At 67.4% G+C, this 16,131-nt stretch carries 17 protein-coding genes and 1 rRNA gene; 9 read left to right on the plus strand and 9 right to left on the minus strand.

Annotation, left to right across the window (positions count from 1 at the left end; all coding sequences use genetic code 11):
• Window positions 1-25 precede the first annotated feature (25 nt).
• Window positions 26-466 (plus strand): transcriptional regulator SlyA, encoded by a 441-nt coding sequence (gene slyA / locus FHR96_RS17710; RefSeq protein WP_183389075.1) that lies wholly within the window; start codon window positions 26-28, stop codon window positions 464-466.
• 34 nt (window positions 467-500) lie between these two features.
• On the opposite strand, the gene FHR96_RS17715 is transcribed toward slyA, so the two are convergent.
• Window positions 501-1,031: a preprotein translocase subunit YajC gene (locus tag FHR96_RS17715; protein ID WP_183389058.1), complete on the minus strand. Its 531-nt coding sequence runs from the start codon at window positions 1,029-1,031 to the stop codon at window positions 501-503.
• A gap of 104 nt (window positions 1,032-1,135) precedes the next feature.
• Here FHR96_RS17715 and FHR96_RS17720 point away from each other — a divergent pair, with 104 nt between their 5' ends.
• Entirely contained in the window at window positions 1,136-1,591 is a 456-nt protein-coding gene (locus FHR96_RS17720; protein ID WP_183389059.1) for a universal stress protein, read from the plus strand.
• A gap of 222 nt (window positions 1,592-1,813) precedes the next feature.
• Here FHR96_RS17720 and FHR96_RS17725 read toward each other — a convergent pair whose 3' ends face one another.
• A complete protein-coding gene (locus tag FHR96_RS17725; protein ID WP_183389060.1) occupies window positions 1,814-3,763 on the minus strand; it encodes an ATP-binding cassette domain-containing protein in 1,950 nt (649 codons plus the stop codon).
• A 217-nt stretch (window positions 3,764-3,980) separates the two neighbouring features.
• Here FHR96_RS17725 and FHR96_RS17730 point away from each other — a divergent pair, with 217 nt between their 5' ends.
• Complete coding sequence (locus FHR96_RS17730; protein ID WP_183389061.1) at window positions 3,981-4,862, plus strand: TatD family hydrolase; 882 nt, start codon at window positions 3,981-3,983, stop codon at window positions 4,860-4,862.
• Entirely contained in the window at window positions 4,855-5,337 is a 483-nt protein-coding gene (locus tag FHR96_RS17735; RefSeq protein ID WP_183389062.1) for a hypothetical protein, read from the plus strand. Before FHR96_RS17730 ends, FHR96_RS17735 begins: the two co-directional genes overlap by 8 nt.
• 28 nt (window positions 5,338-5,365) lie before the next feature.
• On the opposite strand, the gene FHR96_RS17740 is transcribed toward FHR96_RS17735, so the two are convergent.
• Both FHR96_RS17740 and FHR96_RS17745 read right to left on the minus strand, forming a co-directional pair.
• Window positions 5,366-5,938 carry an elongation factor P hydroxylase gene (locus FHR96_RS17740; RefSeq protein WP_183389063.1) on the minus strand — a complete coding sequence of 191 codons (573 nt, stop codon included), beginning with the start codon at window positions 5,936-5,938 and terminating at the stop codon, window positions 5,366-5,368.
• 89 nt (window positions 5,939-6,027) lie between these two features.
• A complete protein-coding gene (locus FHR96_RS17745; protein WP_183389064.1) occupies window positions 6,028-7,449 on the minus strand; it encodes an FAD-binding oxidoreductase in 1,422 nt (473 codons plus the stop codon).
• A gap of 158 nt (window positions 7,450-7,607) precedes the next feature.
• Here FHR96_RS17745 and FHR96_RS17750 point away from each other — a divergent pair, with 158 nt between their 5' ends.
• From FHR96_RS17750 to FHR96_RS17765, 4 genes are all read left to right on the plus strand, one after another.
• Entirely contained in the window at window positions 7,608-8,300 is a 693-nt protein-coding gene (locus FHR96_RS17750) for a winged helix-turn-helix transcriptional regulator (RefSeq protein WP_183389065.1), read from the plus strand.
• A gap of 94 nt (window positions 8,301-8,394) precedes the next feature.
• Window positions 8,395-9,849: an MATE family efflux transporter gene (locus FHR96_RS17755; protein ID WP_246393020.1), complete on the plus strand. Its 1,455-nt coding sequence runs from the start codon at window positions 8,395-8,397 to the stop codon at window positions 9,847-9,849.
• Window positions 9,850-9,892: 43 nt separating this feature from the next.
• Entirely contained in the window at window positions 9,893-10,876 is a 984-nt protein-coding gene (locus FHR96_RS17760) for a DUF3080 family protein (RefSeq protein WP_246393021.1), read from the plus strand.
• A 119-nt stretch (window positions 10,877-10,995) separates the two neighbouring features.
• Window positions 10,996-11,700: a hypothetical protein gene (locus tag FHR96_RS17765; protein WP_183389068.1), complete on the plus strand. Its 705-nt coding sequence runs from the start codon at window positions 10,996-10,998 to the stop codon at window positions 11,698-11,700.
• A gap of 16 nt (window positions 11,701-11,716) precedes the next feature.
• On the opposite strand, the gene tusA is transcribed toward FHR96_RS17765, so the two are convergent.
• The gene (tusA, locus tag FHR96_RS17770) at window positions 11,717-11,968 is read right to left on the minus strand and encodes a sulfurtransferase TusA (protein WP_183389069.1); all 252 of its coding nucleotides are present in this window, start codon (window positions 11,966-11,968) and stop codon (window positions 11,717-11,719) included.
• Between the two features lie 45 nt (window positions 11,969-12,013).
• On the opposite strand from tusA, the gene FHR96_RS17775 reads away from it, so the two are divergent.
• Window positions 12,014-12,301 (plus strand): antibiotic biosynthesis monooxygenase family protein, encoded by a 288-nt coding sequence (locus tag FHR96_RS17775; RefSeq protein WP_183389070.1) that lies wholly within the window; start codon window positions 12,014-12,016, stop codon window positions 12,299-12,301.
• 72 nt (window positions 12,302-12,373) lie between these two features.
• Here the strand turns inward: FHR96_RS17775 and rlmM are convergent, their stop codons facing one another.
• The 4 genes from rlmM to rrf form a co-directional block, all read right to left on the minus strand.
• Window positions 12,374-13,441, minus strand: coding sequence for a 23S rRNA (cytidine(2498)-2'-O)-methyltransferase RlmM (gene rlmM / locus FHR96_RS17780; protein WP_183389071.1), 1,068 nt, complete (start codon window positions 13,439-13,441; stop codon window positions 12,374-12,376).
• 46 nt (window positions 13,442-13,487) lie between these two features.
• Window positions 13,488-13,931: a DUF2721 domain-containing protein gene (locus tag FHR96_RS17785; protein ID WP_183389072.1), complete on the minus strand. Its 444-nt coding sequence runs from the start codon at window positions 13,929-13,931 to the stop codon at window positions 13,488-13,490.
• 134 nt (window positions 13,932-14,065) lie between these two features.
• The gene (locus FHR96_RS17790; protein WP_183389076.1) at window positions 14,066-15,637 is read right to left on the minus strand and encodes a BCCT family transporter; all 1,572 of its coding nucleotides are present in this window, start codon (window positions 15,635-15,637) and stop codon (window positions 14,066-14,068) included.
• Window positions 15,638-15,949: 312 nt separating this feature from the next.
• Window positions 15,950-16,064 (minus strand): 5S ribosomal RNA (gene rrf, locus FHR96_RS17795).
• Window positions 16,065-16,131 lie beyond the last annotated feature (67 nt).

Genomic DNA, 16,131 nt, shown 5'->3' on the forward strand with positions numbered 1-16,131 from the left:
GGCTTCCCCGTTCATGCAGAGTCCCATGCATCCCAACATCGGCTTTCAACTCTCTCGCTTGCCGCGCCTTTGGCGCGCCATCATCGACCGCCGCCTGGCCCCCGAGGGGCTGACGCAAACGCGCTGGGTCACCCTCTATCATCTGTGGCAGATGGGCGACGACCAGCCCCAGTGCGACCTGGCACGGACCATCGGCGTCGAGGCGCCCTCGCTGGTCCGAACCCTGGATCAGCTCGCCGAACAGGGGCTCATCGAGCGTCGCCCCTGCGACCAGGACCGGCGCACCAAACGTATCGTGCTCACCGCCGAGGCCATGCCTCTGCTCGAGCGCATCGACGCCGTAGTCAGCCAGGCCCGCAAGGAGATGCTCGAGGGGCTCTCCAGCGAGGAGGTCGCCCAGCTCAGCGAGCTGCTGTCACGCATCGAGGCCAATGGGCTGGCGATCCAGGCCCGGGAAGAAGGCTAGGCATCGCCTGGGCCCACCAGCCCAGACCCCGCGCTCAGGCGCGGGGAGCCCTCGGCCCGACATGCGCCTCGGGGCGATCCGGACGCCCCGCCAACCCCTCACGGAGCTCGGCCATGTCGTCGGCCAGCGGCATGAAGGCTTCCACCTCCATCGACTCGTCCCACCACAGCACCAGGGCATCATGCCCCGACTCCACCGCCACCGCATCGCCGGGCAGCGTCGCCAGCAGCGCCTCGAAGTGCCGCCGCACGGTCTCGGGCAGCGGGCGCAGCGGCTCCTTGCGCCATCGCCACCCCGCCACGAACGGCTTCAGGGCCGTGCTGGCCTCGGCGTCGCGCACCAGCATGAAGTCCGGCCCCGGACGCTGCGGGGGATAGGCCCAGCGGTAAGCGGGCAGGCGCTCGGCATCCTGGTGCAGTGGCGAAGGGTCCAGGCGCACCTGAATACCGGCCTGGACGGAGGCGTCGCGCAGCCGCATCGTCCTCTGCTGGCGTGGGCTTGGGCGCAGCCACATGGCGGGGGCGAAGACCAACCCGACCACCACGGCAATGATCAACCAGATCATAAGCGTTTTCTGTTCCTATCTTGATGCAAGTCGTTGTCTTGTCTCGTCGTGCGTCCTAGAGTGGGAGGCAGCGACTCATCTCGAACCCTGCCGGAGGCAATGCCATGAGCAACGAGTATCGTCACGTCCTGGTCGCAGTCGATCTGACCAAGGATTCTCACAGGGTGCTGGAGCGGGCGATGCAGATCGCCGACCGCAACCATGCCAAGCTCTCCATCATGCATACCCTCGAGCCCCTCGGCTTCGCCTACGGCGGCGACATCCCCATGGACCTGACCAGCATACAGGACCAGCTCGACGAGCATGCCAAGCAGCGCCTGGCGGAGATCGCCGACGCCCACGTCGACAAGGAAAACCAGCACGTGGTGGTGGGCATGCCCGACACCGAGATTCACCGCTTTGCCGAGGAACAGGGCGTCGACCTGATCGTGGTCGGCTCCCACGGCCGCCACGGCTTCGCCCTGCTGCTGGGATCGACCTCCACTGGCGTGCTGCACGGCGCCAAGTGCGACGTGCTGGCGGTGCGCGTCGGCAAGGACGGCGAGGAAACCGAAGAATAAGTCTCCCGCCAAGCGCTCCCTGCGAAAGGCGCCACGAGTGGCGCCTTTCGGCGTAATGGGCAGGCCCTCCAGGAGCCCTGATCTGAATTGGCGTGACGAGAGTACGCACTCTCATTCAGGCGGCGCCCGAAACGTCGACGAGCGAGGATAGAGGCAGGCCGCTCTCGAGGGCCAACGCACTTTCCACCTCCCTGTGGGGCGTCGAACGCAGTAGCGAATCTCTCAGGCTTCGCCGGCCGCCATCGCTTCAAGCTCCATCCACCGCTCCATGGCCGCATCGAGCTCCGCCTGGCGGTCGCTCAGCGCCTGCAGCGTCGCGGTCACTGTCTCGTTGTCCTGCTGATAGAAGGCAGGATCGCCGACCTGCTCCTCGAAATCGGCCACCGCCGCTTCCAGGCGCTCGATGTCCGCCGGCAGGCCGTCGAGCTCGCGCTGCAGCTTGTAGGACAGCTTGGCCCGCTTGGGCGCCGCCTTGGCCGCCGGCGCCGCGCTCTCGCTGGCCGACGAGGCCGATTGGCTGGCGGCCGGGGCCTCCTCGGCCACCGGCTCCGCCGCCTGGCGGGCCGCACCTTCCCAGGGTGCCGGCGGTAGCTTGCCGCCCTGGCGCACCCAGTCGTGGTAGCCGCCCACGTACTCGCGCACGCAGCCCTGGCCCTCGAAGGCCAGCACGCTGGTCACCACGTTGTCCATGAAGGCACGGTCGTGGGACACCAGCAGCAGGGTGCCGTCGAAGTCGAGCAGCAGCTCCTCGAGCAGCTCCAGGGTCTCCACGTCCAGGTCGTTGGTCGGCTCGTCGAGCACCAGCACGTTGGCCGGCTGGGTGAACAGCTTGGCCAGCAACAGGCGATTGGACTCGCCGCCGGACAGCGCCTTGACCGGCTGACGCACGCGCTCCGGGGTGAACAGGAAGTCCTGCAGATAGCTCATCACGTGGCGATCGCGCCCGCCCACGGTGAGCCGGTCGCTGCCCTGGGCGACGTTGTCGTAGACACTCTTCTCCGGCTCGAGCCCGGCACGCAGCTGGTCGAAGTAGGCCACCTGCAGCTTGGTGCCCATGCGTACCTGACCCTCGCTGGGCTCGAGCTCGCCGAGCAGGATCTTGAGCAGGGTCGTCTTGCCGGCGCCGTTGCGCCCGATCAGACCGATGCGATCGCCGCGCTGCACCTCGATGCTGAGGTCGCGGATGATCGCCTCGCCGTCGTAGTACTGGGTGACGTGGGACAGCTCCACGACCCGCTTGCCGCTGCGCTCGCCGCTGTCCACCGACAGGCTGGCGCGGCCCTGGCGCTCGCGACGCTCGCCGCGGTCGCGACGCATCTGCTCCAGGGCCCGCACGCGACCCTCGTTGCGGGTGCGGCGGGCCTTGATGCCCTGGCGAATCCACGCTTCCTCCTGGGCCAGCTTCTTGTCGAACTCGGCGTTCTCGCGGGCCTCGACCTCAAGCTCGTGGGTCTTCTGCTCCTGATACTTGGCGTAGTCGCCGGGATAGCGACCCAGGCGGCCACGATCAAGCTCGAGGATGCCGGTGGCCAGACGCGACAGGAAGGCGCGGTCGTGGGTGATGAACAGCACTGAGCCGTTGAAGGCGGAGAGCTGTTCCTCCAGCCAGGCGATGGTGTCCAGGTCCAGGTGGTTGGTGGGCTCGTCGAGCAGCAGCAGGTCAGGCTCGGCCACCAGCGCCCGGGCCAGGGCCACACGGCGCCGCCAGCCACCGGAGAGGTCGGCCATGGCCGCATCCTCCGGCAGCCCGAGCCGGGTCAACACCACATCGATTCGCTGATGGAAGGACCAGCCGTCGATGGCCTCGAGCCGAGTCTGCAGACTGGCCATGCGTGCCATGTCCGGCTCGGCCTGCTGTACCAGGTGGTGATATTCGGACAGCAGTTCTCCGGCCTCCGGCAGGCCCTGGGCCACCACGTCGAAGATGGTCTCGCCGGATGCATCAGGCAGGTCCTGGGCAAGCACGCCGATCTTGAGACCCGGCGCACGCCAGATATGGCCGCCGTCGGGCAGGTTTTCGCCCGACACCAGCTTGAGCAGGGTCGACTTGCCGGTGCCGTTGCGGCCCACCAGGGCCAGGCGCTCGCCCTTCTCCAGCACCAGGTCGGCGCCGTCGAGGAGCACCTGGGGGCCGTAGGCCAGTTGCAGCTGTTCCAGACGTAGCAGGGTCACGCGCTCACCTCTTCATTCATCCAAGCGACCCAGTGTAACGCATGGCCGCCTCGACGTGGCCCCACCCTGCCCGCGCCGGGTACAATGCGCGCCTCGTATCACGCCGGCCAACAGGCCGGCACGCGCCCGTGCCGCCGGCGAACGCATGCCGACGCGCCCGGCTGGCACGGGCGATGATCGCTTCGCTTGCCAGGTATAACGACAGGAGTGTTTCGCCTTGGCCGACACCGCGCCCCCCTTCGACGACGTGCTGCCCGAGGCGCTGAGGTTCCGTTCGCCGGCCCCGCTGGTGGACATCGGCGCCAACCTGACCCACGAGAGCTTCGCCCGCGACCTCGAGGCCACGCTCCGGCGCGCGCGCGCCGCCGGCGTCGAGACGCTGATCCTCACCGGCACCGACCGCGAGCACGCCCAGCAGGCCGTGACCCTGGCCCGCCGCCACCCGGGCCTGTATGCCACCGCCGGCGTGCATCCTCATGATGCCAGCCAGTGGAATGCCGAGCTCGAGGCCGCGATGCGCGAGCTCCACCGCCAGCCGGAAGTGGTGGCGGTGGGCGAATGCGGCCTGGACTTCAATCGCAACTTCTCGACGCCTGCCGAGCAGCAGCGCGCCTTCGAGGCCCAGCTGGCACTGGCCGCCGAGAGCGGCCTGCCGCTGTTCGTCCACGAGCGCGATGCCGGGGAGCGCCTGCGCGAGATGCTGCACGCCTGGCGCGACGACATCTCCCGCGCGGTGGTGCACTGTTTCACCGCCGACCGCGACACCCTCTACGGCTACCTGGACCTCGACCTGCACATCGGCCTGACCGGCTGGCTGTGCGACGAGCGCCGGGGCCACCACCTGCGCGAGCTTGTCGGCGCGATTCCCGCCGAGCGGCTAATGGTGGAAACCGACTGCCCCTACCTGCTGCCGCGCAATTTACCTGCCAAACTCAAGGGCAGACGCCACGAGCCGGCGCTGCTGCCCTGGATCGTGCGCGAGATCGCCCACTGGCGCGGCGACACGGAAGCCGACCTGGCCCGCGCCACCACCGCTACCGCCCGGGCCTTCTTCGGCCTCGACGAGCCTGCCCGCAAGGAGGGGCACCGAGATGGATGACCTGCCTGCTTTCATTGCGATCGAGACCGGCGACGACGGCGACCTGCCGCTGTCCATCGCCTGGACCCTGCCGGACGGTCGCGTCAAGCACACCCTGATCCAGCCCGACGACGACTGGCTGGATGACGAACTGGTCTCGCTGGGCGCCTACAGCCTGGAGGAGCTCTCCAGCATGGGCGTGAGCCCGCTGGACGTGATCCGCGAGCTGGAGACCGACCACTTCAATGCCACTCTCTACACCGCCGGCGTCGGCGACGACGAGGCGGCACTCTCGCGACTGTTCGACACCTACGGGCTGGACCCTTTCGTGGAACTGGCCCCGGCCGAGAGCCTTTACGCCGACCTGGCTCCCGGCGACTGGTCCCGGGCCCGCGGCGAGCTGTTCGGCGAACTGGGGCTCGAACCGCTGCGCCCCGAGGAAGAGATCCAGGTCATGCTGACCCTGCACCAGCGGCTCAACGACACCGAGCTCTGACACCTCTAGGCCGGCAGGGCCTGGGCCCTCAGGCGGGCTCGGCCACGGGCGCCTCCCGGCGTTCGAGACACGCCCGGCCCGCCGCCACGGCCGCCTCGAGCGAGGCGCCCTTGCGATAGAAGGCCGTCAGTGTCACGTGAAAGGCCTCGGCCCGGGCTGGCAGGCCTTCCCGTTCAAAGCGCGCCGCCCGCGCCGCGACCCGCTCGGCGAAGCCTTCTCGATCGACCTCCACCTCGCCCAGGTTGTCCACGCTGACCTGGAAACGATGCCCGCAGGCCGCGGCGAACAGTCGCTCCAGCGCCTGGGGCGCGACTTCCACCGCCTCGAAGTCGCGCTGCTGCTCGGCATCGCGCCCATCGGGCAGGTACCAGTAACCGTAGTCCTCCAGCTCGCGACGACGCTCGCCGGCGATGCACCAGTGGCTGATCTCGTGCAGCGCACTGGCGTAGAAGCCGCGGGCGAAGATCACCCGATGCCAGGGCGTCTCGGCATCGGCGGGCAGGTAGAGCGGCTCGTCGCCGCCGCGCACCAGGCGGGTACGACAGGTCGGCAGGAAGAGGCCGTCGAACAGGGCGATGACATCCTCGAGGCGGTGGCTCACGCGGGCTCCGGCAGGGTCGTGAATGAGGCCGCACAGTATAGCGAGGCCGCCCCGGCGCCGAAAACCGCCGGGGCGGCAAGCCTTCGCGCTCAGGCGACCGCATCGGCCGGCGGAATGTTCTGGTTGAGGTGAAAGACGTTGTCCGGATCCCAACGCCGCTTGAGTGCCCTCAGGCGGTCGTGGGTCGCCTCGCCATAGGCCGCGCGGAGCCTGGCCTCGCCCTCGTCGCCGCTGAGGAAGTTGACATAGGCCCCACCGGTGGCGAAAGGCGCCAGGGCGGCGAACGCCTCTCGCGCCCAGGCGGTCTGTCGAGGGTCCTCCTCGGGATCGCGCCAGCGGGCCTGGATGTTCACGACCCAGCCGGCGCGGCGATGCGGATAGGGAGTCGAGGCCGCGTCTCGCCTGGCGATCTCGCCGCCCAGCGACAGCATGCCGATGGACGATTCGCTCCCCGGCATGCGAACCGCCTGCTCGCACAGCGTGTCGATGCCATCGTCAGCGAGATCGTCGAGGTAGTGTCCTTTCCAGTAGTTGCGCGCTCCGGCAGCGGCGGTGGCGTCGAACATCGATTGAAAGGCGACGTAGGGGCGTCTGGCCACGGCGTCGCCCAGCGGCCGACCGATCCCGCGCAATGGCGCCAAGGCTTGCTCACTTCGCCCTGGCTCGCCGCTGTGGATCATCGCCAGCAGCAGGATCATGGCCCCGTGGTGGGACTCGGGGATGAAGGGCTTGGGCGGTGCATGACGCAGCACCGGCAGGCAGGCGACATCGTCGGGGGCATCGCGCATGATCTCGGCGACCCGCCGCAACACTGCCGGCGCCTCGGCAATATCATGCACCACCGGGCCGGCCAGGACCTCGTGCGGCAAGTCGTGGAGGGCGAACACCAAGGCCGTGACGACGCCGAAGTTTCCCCCGCCGCCGCACAGCCCCCAGAACAGTTCGGGGTCGCCATCGGGCGTGACCCGGCGCGCCTCTCCCTCGGCGGTGACCAGCTCCACCTCGCGCAGATTGTCGGCGGTCAGCCCCCAGCGCCGCGACAGGTAGCCGAAGCCGCCTCCCAGGGTCAAACCGGCGACGCCGGTAGAAGAGATGAACCCCGCGGGAACGACCAGCCCCCGAGCCTGGGTCTCCCGGTCGAGGTCGGCGAGCAAGGCGCCCGGCTCGACGCGAGCCCTCCGCCGCTGAGGATCGACCTGTACCGAGGTCATGGCCGACAGGTCGATCATCAGGCCACCGTCGCAGACCGCGAGACCGGCCACGTTGTGGCCGCCACCGCGGACGGCGATCGCCAGCCGATGTTCCCTGGCGAAGCGCACCGCAGCCATCACGTCGGCGGTGCCACGGGCTCGCACGATCAGCGCCGGATGCCGATCGATCATGGCGTTCCAGACCATCCGGGCCTGTTCGTACCCCACCTCGTCCGGCGCCATCAGGGTGCCGCGCAAGCGGCCACGCAGGGCAGCAAGCGCCTCGGCCGACGGGCGGGATGCAGAAAGATGCGGCTTCATGATCAAGCTCCCGGGATAGTATCTATCCCCGTTCGAGACGGCGGCCCATCATGGTGGCCGCCAGGCATGGAGAGAGTTCGCTTTCAGCGTGGCGCTGCCTGGGGGCTTTCACCAGTTCGATATTTGTACCCCGTGTGGCGCTGGGCTAGCGTCAGAACATGGACAAGGGGTACGGACAGTTCTGCCCGGTGGCCAAGGCCGCCGAGATCGTCGCCGAGCGGTGGACGCCGCTGGTGATGCGCGAGCTGCTGTGCGGTAGCCAGCACTTCAACGACCTGCGCCGCGGCGTGCCTCGGATGTCGCCCTCGTTGCTTTCCCAGCGACTCAAGCGCCTCGAGGATCAGGGCCTGGTGGAGCGCTTCGCCTTGCCAGGCGGTGGCAGTGCCTATCGGCTCACCGCCGCCGGGGAAGCCCTGCGCCCGGTGATCGAAGCCCTCGGGGCCTGGGGCAAACGCTGGGTGAGCCAGCACGCCTCGCGCGAGGACCTGGACCCGGACCTGCTGATGTGGGACCTCCATCGTCGCCTGCATCTCGATCGCCTGCCGACCGGCCGCACCGTGCTGCGCTTCGAGTTCCTCGACATGCCGGCACGCCAGCGCTTCTACTGGCTGCTTCTGGAAGCAGAGCGGGTAGATGTCTGCTTCAAGGACCCTGGCTTCGACGTGGACCTGCAGGTGGCCGTTCCGCTGGCGGTGATGACCGCCATCTGGCTGGGTGACCGCAGCGTCGAACGTGCCCGGCGCGACGGGGACTTGACCCTGCATGGCCCTCGGTCGCTGCGGCAGTCCTTCGCTGGCTGGCTTCGCTTGAGCTCCTTTGCCGAGGTTCCCCGCGCGGGAACGCGGCAGTAGGCAGCGCAGCGGGCTAAGCCCCGATTGTCCTGATAGACTGGAGGGCTTCCCCGAATGCATGGAGCACGGGGTCACCCTCGCATGGAGCTCTCCCTTGGCCCAGTTCATTCCCCAACTGATAGCCGCCTCGCGCACGGAAACTCGTCCCCTGATTCGCCTGGCGCTGCCCATCTGCGGCGCCCAGCTCGCCCAGGCCTCCATGAGCACGGTGGACGTGATGATGACCGGCCGTCTCAGCGCCACCGACCTGGCTGCCGTTTCGGTGGGCTCGAGCCTGTGGATGCCGCTGATGCTGTTCATGACCGGCACCTTGATGGGCCTGACCCCCGTGGTGGCCCAGCTGCTCGGCGCAGGGCGCCGAGACGGCATTCGCATCCAGGTGCACCAGGCACTGTGGATCGGCATGGCACTGGGGATTGTCGCGGCAGGGTTGCTGTGGACCACGGTAATGCCGGTGTTTCGGCTGATGGAGGTACCCGACGCCGTGGCCGAGCGCGCCACGGGCTATCTGGCCGCGGTAGCGCTGGGAATGCCGGGCGTCGGACTGTTCATGGCGCTACGCGCCTTCTCCGACGGCATGAACCATACCCGGCCTGCCCTGTGGATCAGCCTGCTGGGCCTGGCCGTCAACGTGCCCAGCAACTATCTGCTGATCTACGGCGGCGCGGGGCTCGAGGCCCTGCTGGGCGACTGGCTGCCAGCGCCCCTGGCGCACCTCCCGGCGCTGGGGGCGGTGGGATGTGGGCTGGCCACCGCACTGTCGATGTGGGTGATGTGCCTGGCCATGATCGCCTACACCCGCCGCAGCCGCGCCTACGGCGATGTCGCGCTGTGGCGCTCGCCCACCCTGCCGCGCTGGCGGCCGATCGGTGAGCTGCTTTACGTAGGCGTGCCCATCGGGGTAGCGATCTTCGTGGAAGTGACGCTGTTCACCCTGATCGCGCTGTTCATCGCCAGCCTCGGCGAGGTCACCGTGGCCGCCCACCAGGTGGCCCTGAACTACACGGGGCTGCTGTTCATGCTGCCGCTGTCACTGGGCATGGCGCTGACGGTGCGGGTCGGCAACACCCTGGGGCAAGGACGCCCCGAGGCCGCGCGCCTGGTAGCCTGGAACGGCATCCTGATCGCGCTCGGCGTGGCGCTGCTCAACTGCCTGCTGCTGTGGCTCACCGCCGAGCCGGTGATTGGCCTCTATACCCACGATCCGGAGGTGACTCGCATCACCCTGTCGCTGGTGGGCCTGGCCATGCTCTACCAGATCTCCGATTCGCTGCAGGTCAATCTCGCCGGCGCCCTGCGCGGCTACAAGGACACCCGGGTGATCATGCTGATCACGCTCGTCGCCTACTGGCTGGTCGGGCTCGGTGGCGGCCATTGGCTCGGCGACCACGGCCTGTTCGGCCAGCTGGCACCGCTCGGCGTCTATGGTTACTGGATCGGCCTGGTGGCCGGCCTGACGGTGGCCGCCCTGCTGCTGGGCGAACGCTTGAGACGACGGAGCAAGGCAATCGCGGATGGTGACCTGGAGATTCCCCTGTCAGCGGAATAAACGCCGCCGGAATAAACGAGGCCGGTGGTGGCTGCTCGGCCTGATGGCCTGGCTGCTGAACGGCTGCGGCGAGGGGCCCGCCGGAGCCCTGCTCGGCGACTATCAACAGCGCCTGGCCGCTGCGCTGGACTTGGCGCCCCCGACCAAGGCCCGTCCGACCAATATCGGCGACTTCCCCGGGCCCGACGCCCGGCTGTTCACCCTCCCCGAGACCCGCGAGGGGCTGCTGGACGTGTTCGCCCTGCGCGGCTGCCACATTGCCAACCTGGTCGCCGGGCGCAACAACCAGCTGGGCAAGGTGGCCGCCCCCAGCCAACGCTGGCTTTATGAGCTGGCCCTGTGGCGTCGCTTGAGCGGGTGCTGGAACACCGAGGTCCCGGCCACGCTCGGCGACAACGACAAGGCCAGGCTGGCACGCCTCACCCAGCTCAAGACCGACCAGCTCCCCAGGGCAAGCTGGAACGCCCTGTTCGCCTCGAGCGAATGGGTCGACAGCTTCTCCCGGGCCAGCTCGCCGCTGCCACCGGATGCCCTGTCCGAGGTGGATGTTCAACTGCCGGCGCTGGCCTATCTACGCGAGGCGACCCTTCACCAGTTCGACCGCCGCTGGGAGGCGGACTCGGCCACCCTGGAAGGGCACCTGAAGACGCTGCAGGAGCGGCCGCTGACCGCCGAGCTGCTGCGCGCGCTGATGCTCGCCGAACGGCGCCTGAGCGAGGCCTCGCGTCTGCTCGAGACGGCGCTGGAAGACGAGGCTTGCCCGGCCACGCCGGCCGGCCTGCCGTCCTTTTCTGGCGACACGCGGCTGGTGGCCTGGCTGGATCGCCTCGAGCTCGCGTCACGACGCTGGTTATCGGCCGTCCATCGCCTGCTCGACGCCCAGCTGATTTCCCCTCGACCGGCCATCGTGACCTACCGACGGCGCTGGCTGTCGCTCGAGGATCCCCGGGCGCCCTGGCCTGCCCTGGCGACGGCTCGGCAACGGCATCGGGAGTTGCGCGCCAGCCTGCTGCGGCACTGCCGCTGACAACCAAGGCTTAACCTCGGTCACCAGTCTGTGCTATTGATGGGGTGACAGTGACGTTGAGCGCTGCCGACCGGCCCCGAGGGCCAACGCCGTGACCAAGCCGCCGCTGGAGGGACTACATGGGTATCCCGCTGTCACCTCGCCCCGCCCAGGTCATCGACCTGGACGCCATGCGCCAACGCCAGCAGGCTCGTAAACGCCTGATTCGCCTCGCTCCCGAGCTCGATGGCCTGGAGATGGTGTACCACCTGCCCGACGAATCCGATGCCTACTTCGGCATGCCCCTGCTGGCCTGGGGGCTGCGTGAGGACGGCGAAGTCGTCGGCCTGGTGCCCTGGATGGAGCACCTGACGCCCTGCCAGGTGCTCGACGATCCCGAGCATGGCCGCTTCATCGGCTATCGCGACCCGGAAACCGAGGAGCTGTTCGAGCTGCCTCCCGATCACAAGGTCATGGAACTCGAGCAGGCCGCCGCCTACTTCGAGTACGAGACGACCGACGAACCCACCTTGATCCAGCAGTTGCCGGATACCCAGGGCACTCACGCCCTGTGCATGGACGAGGGCGATGCCCCCTGGCAGCTCAAGCAGATCTTCGGCTGGCGGCTCTACAGCGACGGCGCCGTGGAGGCACTGCTGGCCGACGAGCAGCTGGTCGACTCGACGCCGATCCTGCTCGGCGACGCCTGCCTCTATCCCGGGCACAGCCGCCACCGGGTGGTCTACTTCTTCCAGCGACAGATCGCCAACCGCATCCGGCGCGAGGACCCCGCCACCCTGGAGGCCCTGGCCTTGATGGTCATGCCGGAGTCGTCCGAAAGCTGAGGGGTAAGGCGCTACGTCACCCCAGGCGGATGAAGTAGAGATACTGGCCGTCGGCCTCGCTCTGTGCCAGCAGTTCGTGCCCCAGGAATCCACAGAACTTGGGCACGTCGCGGGTGGTGGCCGGGTCGCTGGCGATCACCTTGAGCACCTCGCCCGGCTGCATGTCACGCACCTTGTTGTGCATCAGCATGATCGGCTCGGGACAGTAGAGCCCGGTGGTGTCCAGCTCGGCATGGCAGGTCGGCAGGGAATCCGTGGAGTCAACCATCGATGAGTTCGCCTCGAAACGCAGCAGTGAGTGGGGAGTGAGTGGATGATCAAGATTCTTATCGAACGTCGTATCATGCCCGGGCTGGAGGCAGAATACGAGGCGGTCGCCCGGGAGGCCATGCGCCAGGTGCTCGGTGCCCCGGGGTTCGGCGGCGGCGAGAGCCTCACCGAACAGGGCCACGACGACCGGCGCCTGGTGATCACCAAGTGGCGCGACCTCAACGCCTGGAAAGCATGGCGCGACAGCGAGCAACGCGGCCGGGTCATGCAGGACCTCTACCCGCTGCTGACCGAGGAAGAACACGTGCGCATCTTCGCGCCCAGCTATTAGTCGGCCCACCTGCCAGCGCGGTGATCCCGTTGCAATCCGCAAGGATGAGCCTGCCGCCAGGGCCGCTCGCCCTCAGTTCAGCAGCCGCACGTGGACCGTCACTTCCTCGCGGTCGTGGTAGAGGTGGCGACAGGCGATCTCTGCCTTGACGCCCGCCTCGTCCAGGGCCTGATCCAGGCGGGCCAATCCTTCCGAGACCGCTTCCCAACGCCGCTTCATCGGCAGCTTGAGATTGAACACCGCCTCTCGGCACCAGCGCCGGACCAGCCAGCGCTCGACCATGTCGATTACCCGCGCCGGCTTGTCGACGATATCGCAGACCAGCCAATCGAGCCGCATCGGCGGCTCCCACACGAAACCGTCTTCGCGCAGGTGCTCCACCAGTCCGGTCGCCATCAGTCGTCGATCCATGGGGCCGTTGTCGATGGCGAACACCTGCATGCCGCGATGGACCAGTTGCCAGGTCCAGCCTCCCGGTGCAGCCCCCAGGTCCGCCGCCTGCATGCCCTCGGCCAGGCGCGTCTCCCACTGGTCCCGCGGGACGAATTCGTGCCAGGCCTCCTCGAGCTTGAGGGTCGAGCGGCTGGGTGCCTCGCGAGGCGCGCGTAGTCGGCGGATGCCGCCGAGCTGCTCGCTGCGATTGCCGGGGAAACTCATGCCGAGCTGCACTCGATCGCCGTCGGTCCACAGCAGATGCAGGCGCCGCCCCCCCGCCTTGCGGCGCAGCGCCCCGCGCTTCTTGAGGGTCGACTCGAGCGGGCGCCGAAGGGCCTTGATCAATCCGGCCAGCGCCTTGGCCTCGTTGGTGTCCGGGGTCTCCTGCCACAAAGACTCGAAGCTCCAGCCACTGGCCAGTACCTGCTCGACGATGGGTGAGAGTCGATCCTCCCGGGAGAGCCCTTCCAGAGGCTCGAGGGCGACCAGGCTTTGACGGGCGAAGACCAGTGTCTCCAGGGACAGTGCGCGATGCAGGGCGTTGGCGGGACGCTCGTCGGTCACCACGAAACGCACGTGGCCGGCATGGGGCTCGGACAGTGGATAGCCCTGCCAGCCCAGCATGGCCGCCTTGGTGGCGACCTCGCCGGCAAGATCGGGCTCGAAACCGGAGCGGCAATAGAACAGCAACTGCTGGGGGTTCATGTAGCCTCCTGTGAAGGCCCGCCAGTCTAGCCGGGGGACACAGGGCTCACAAGCCGTGCATGCCCTCGTCCTCATCCTCCTCGGCAACGGCCCTGCTGGTCGCCCGATCACGGCTCCAGTTCTCGATGTCCTGCAACTGGACATTCAGGGCGTTGGTCGAGATCTTCACCTCCCAGAGGGAGAAGACCAGCGACACCGACAGGCTGATCAGGCTGACCCCGAACAGCAGCATGCCGAGCAGCTTGAGTGACAGGAACAGCGCGAACATCGATAGCGTACAAAGCAGGAAGCTGAACACCCCCGCCATCTGCATGCGCTTGGTGAGGGTGATCCGCTTGCGCAGCAGCATGATCTGTCGGCGGGCCACCTCATCGCGCTCCTCGTCGGCGAGTTTGCGAATCAGCTGAGCCAGAGTCAGGAAGCGATTGGTATAGGCCAGCAGCAACAGAGAAATGGCGGGGAACAGCAGGGCCGGTGTCGTCAGCGTCAAGGGAGCCTCCTCCATTATTAGACTTTAGTCGCATTATACGCGATTCATCACGCTCAACCGAGCCCCGACCCACCGGCCCCGAACGCGTTGCTCGAGGCCGACGGACACCTTCCTGTTCACCCCCTCGGGCGTCGCTAGGAGGTTTTCGTGCCGCGCGCCGATGGCGCTTGCGCAATGATGCCCTGTTCCCGTGCCATGGCAATTGCCGCCTGAGGGCCTGTCCACAGCGAAGGCAGCAGCACCAGTGATACCGGAATGGCGGTGATCACGATGAACTGCTGCAGCGCGCCGATCTGGCCGGCCCCCATATGCAACAGGATGGCCGCCATCAGCGCCATGGCAATTCCCCAGAAGGCTCGCACCAGGGCATCTGGCGCATCATGCCCTGCTCCGACCACCGAGATCGCATAGCTCATCGAGTCGCCGGTGGTGGCCACGAAGATAGTGGTCAACAGCAGGATCGCCAGCGCCATCACCGGCCCGCCCGGCAGCGCCTGGGCCACGGTCAGGGTGGCGACGTCGAACTGGAAGTTCTGCAGCGCCTCGGACAGGTCGATGGCGCCGGTCAGTTGGTAGTGGATGCCCGAGCCGCCGAGCAGGGTGAACCACACGGTGGTGGCGATCGGCGCCATCACCGCCACGGCCAGAATCATCTGGCGGATGGTACGACCGCGAGAGATGCGCGCCACGAAGATCGCCATCAGCGGACCGTAGCCGATGAACCAGGCGAAGAAGAACACCGTCCACCACTGCATCCACCAGGCCGGCGCGGTCTGGGAGGTCATGGTCGCCATGGTGAAGAAGGAGGTCAGGTACTCGCCGAAGCCCTGGGTGAAGGCATTGACCAGGAACGCGGTGGGCCCGAACAGGAAGATGACCGCGGCAATGGCCAGCGCCAGGATCACATTGAAACGGCTCAGCCACTGGATGCCGCGATGGATGCCGGTCATCGCCGAGGTGACATAGACGGCTCCCAGGGCCACCAGGATCACCAGTTGGGTCGTATAGCCCTCCGGCAGCCCGAACAGCTCATGCAGCCCGAAACTGACCTGGGTGGCCAGGAAACCGATCGGCCCCACGGTACCGGCCACCACGGCGATCACGCACAGCGCATCCACCAGACTGCCCAGCCATCCCTGAGTGACACGCTCGCCAAGCACCGGCGTGAGCAGCGTGCGCGGCTGCAGCGGCAAGCCGCGTTCGTAGTGGGCATGGGCCAGCACCACCGCGGTCAACGAGCCGAGCACCGCCCATGCCAGGAAGCCCCAGTGCATGAAGGATTGTGCCAGGGCCCCGGCGATCGCCTCGGGCGTGCCGGGTTCGGTGTCGAAGGCCGGCGGCGTCACCACGAAATGATAGACCGGCTCGCCGGCAGCGAAGAACACGCCGCCCCCTGCCAGTAGGGTGCACATGATGATCGATAGCCACTTGAAGGTGCTGAGCTCGGGACGCTCGAGGTTACCAACCCGGGCACTGGCCGCCGGCGATGCGACCAGGCCCATGGCTACAAGAAACGTCAGCAGCAGCAGCCACTGGAAATAGCTGCCCAGCGTCCTGGCGGTCCAGGCAAAACCGGCGGCAATCCCTTCGGCCACCATGTCGACGTCATACAGCGACAGGGCGACGAAGCCCAGGATGAAGCCGATGCTCACACCGAGCACCAGGGGATCCCCCAAGCGTCTCTTGGCAGTGGGAGCGGTTGTCATCGAGTTGGAGGGATCTTCACTCATGCACTACTGTCGGCCGAATCCGGCCGCTCTCTCCTTCTTGGATAGAAAAGGGTCTTGGGTAGAAAAGGGGCAATACCCGTCATTGCCGGCATGAAACCATGCTGACGCCTTGGGCACCGCCATAGACAACGCGCGCTAAGGCCATCGGCCTGATTCGGTCAACGGGAAATCAAATGAGAAAGGGCTGCGTCAGAGCAGCATGCCCAACGAGAAAATGCTGGATGATGGGGGAATACGAAATGAAAAGCCCCCGAGTTCTCATGAACTCGGGGGCTTTTCCGAATAGATGCCTGACGATGACCTACTCTCGCATGGGAACTCCCACACTACCATCGGCGCTGAGCGGTTTCACTGCTGAGTTCGGCATGGGATCAAGTGGTTCCCGCACGCTATGGTCGTCAGGCGAAAAAGGGCAATGCAAATCATGCTGACGAGATGCGTCTCGCGTATCCGGCGTCGTCTGTTGTCAT

It is taken from the genome of Halomonas organivorans (assembly GCF_014192055.1).
GTDB lineage: Bacteria > Pseudomonadota > Gammaproteobacteria > Pseudomonadales > Halomonadaceae > Halomonas > Halomonas organivorans.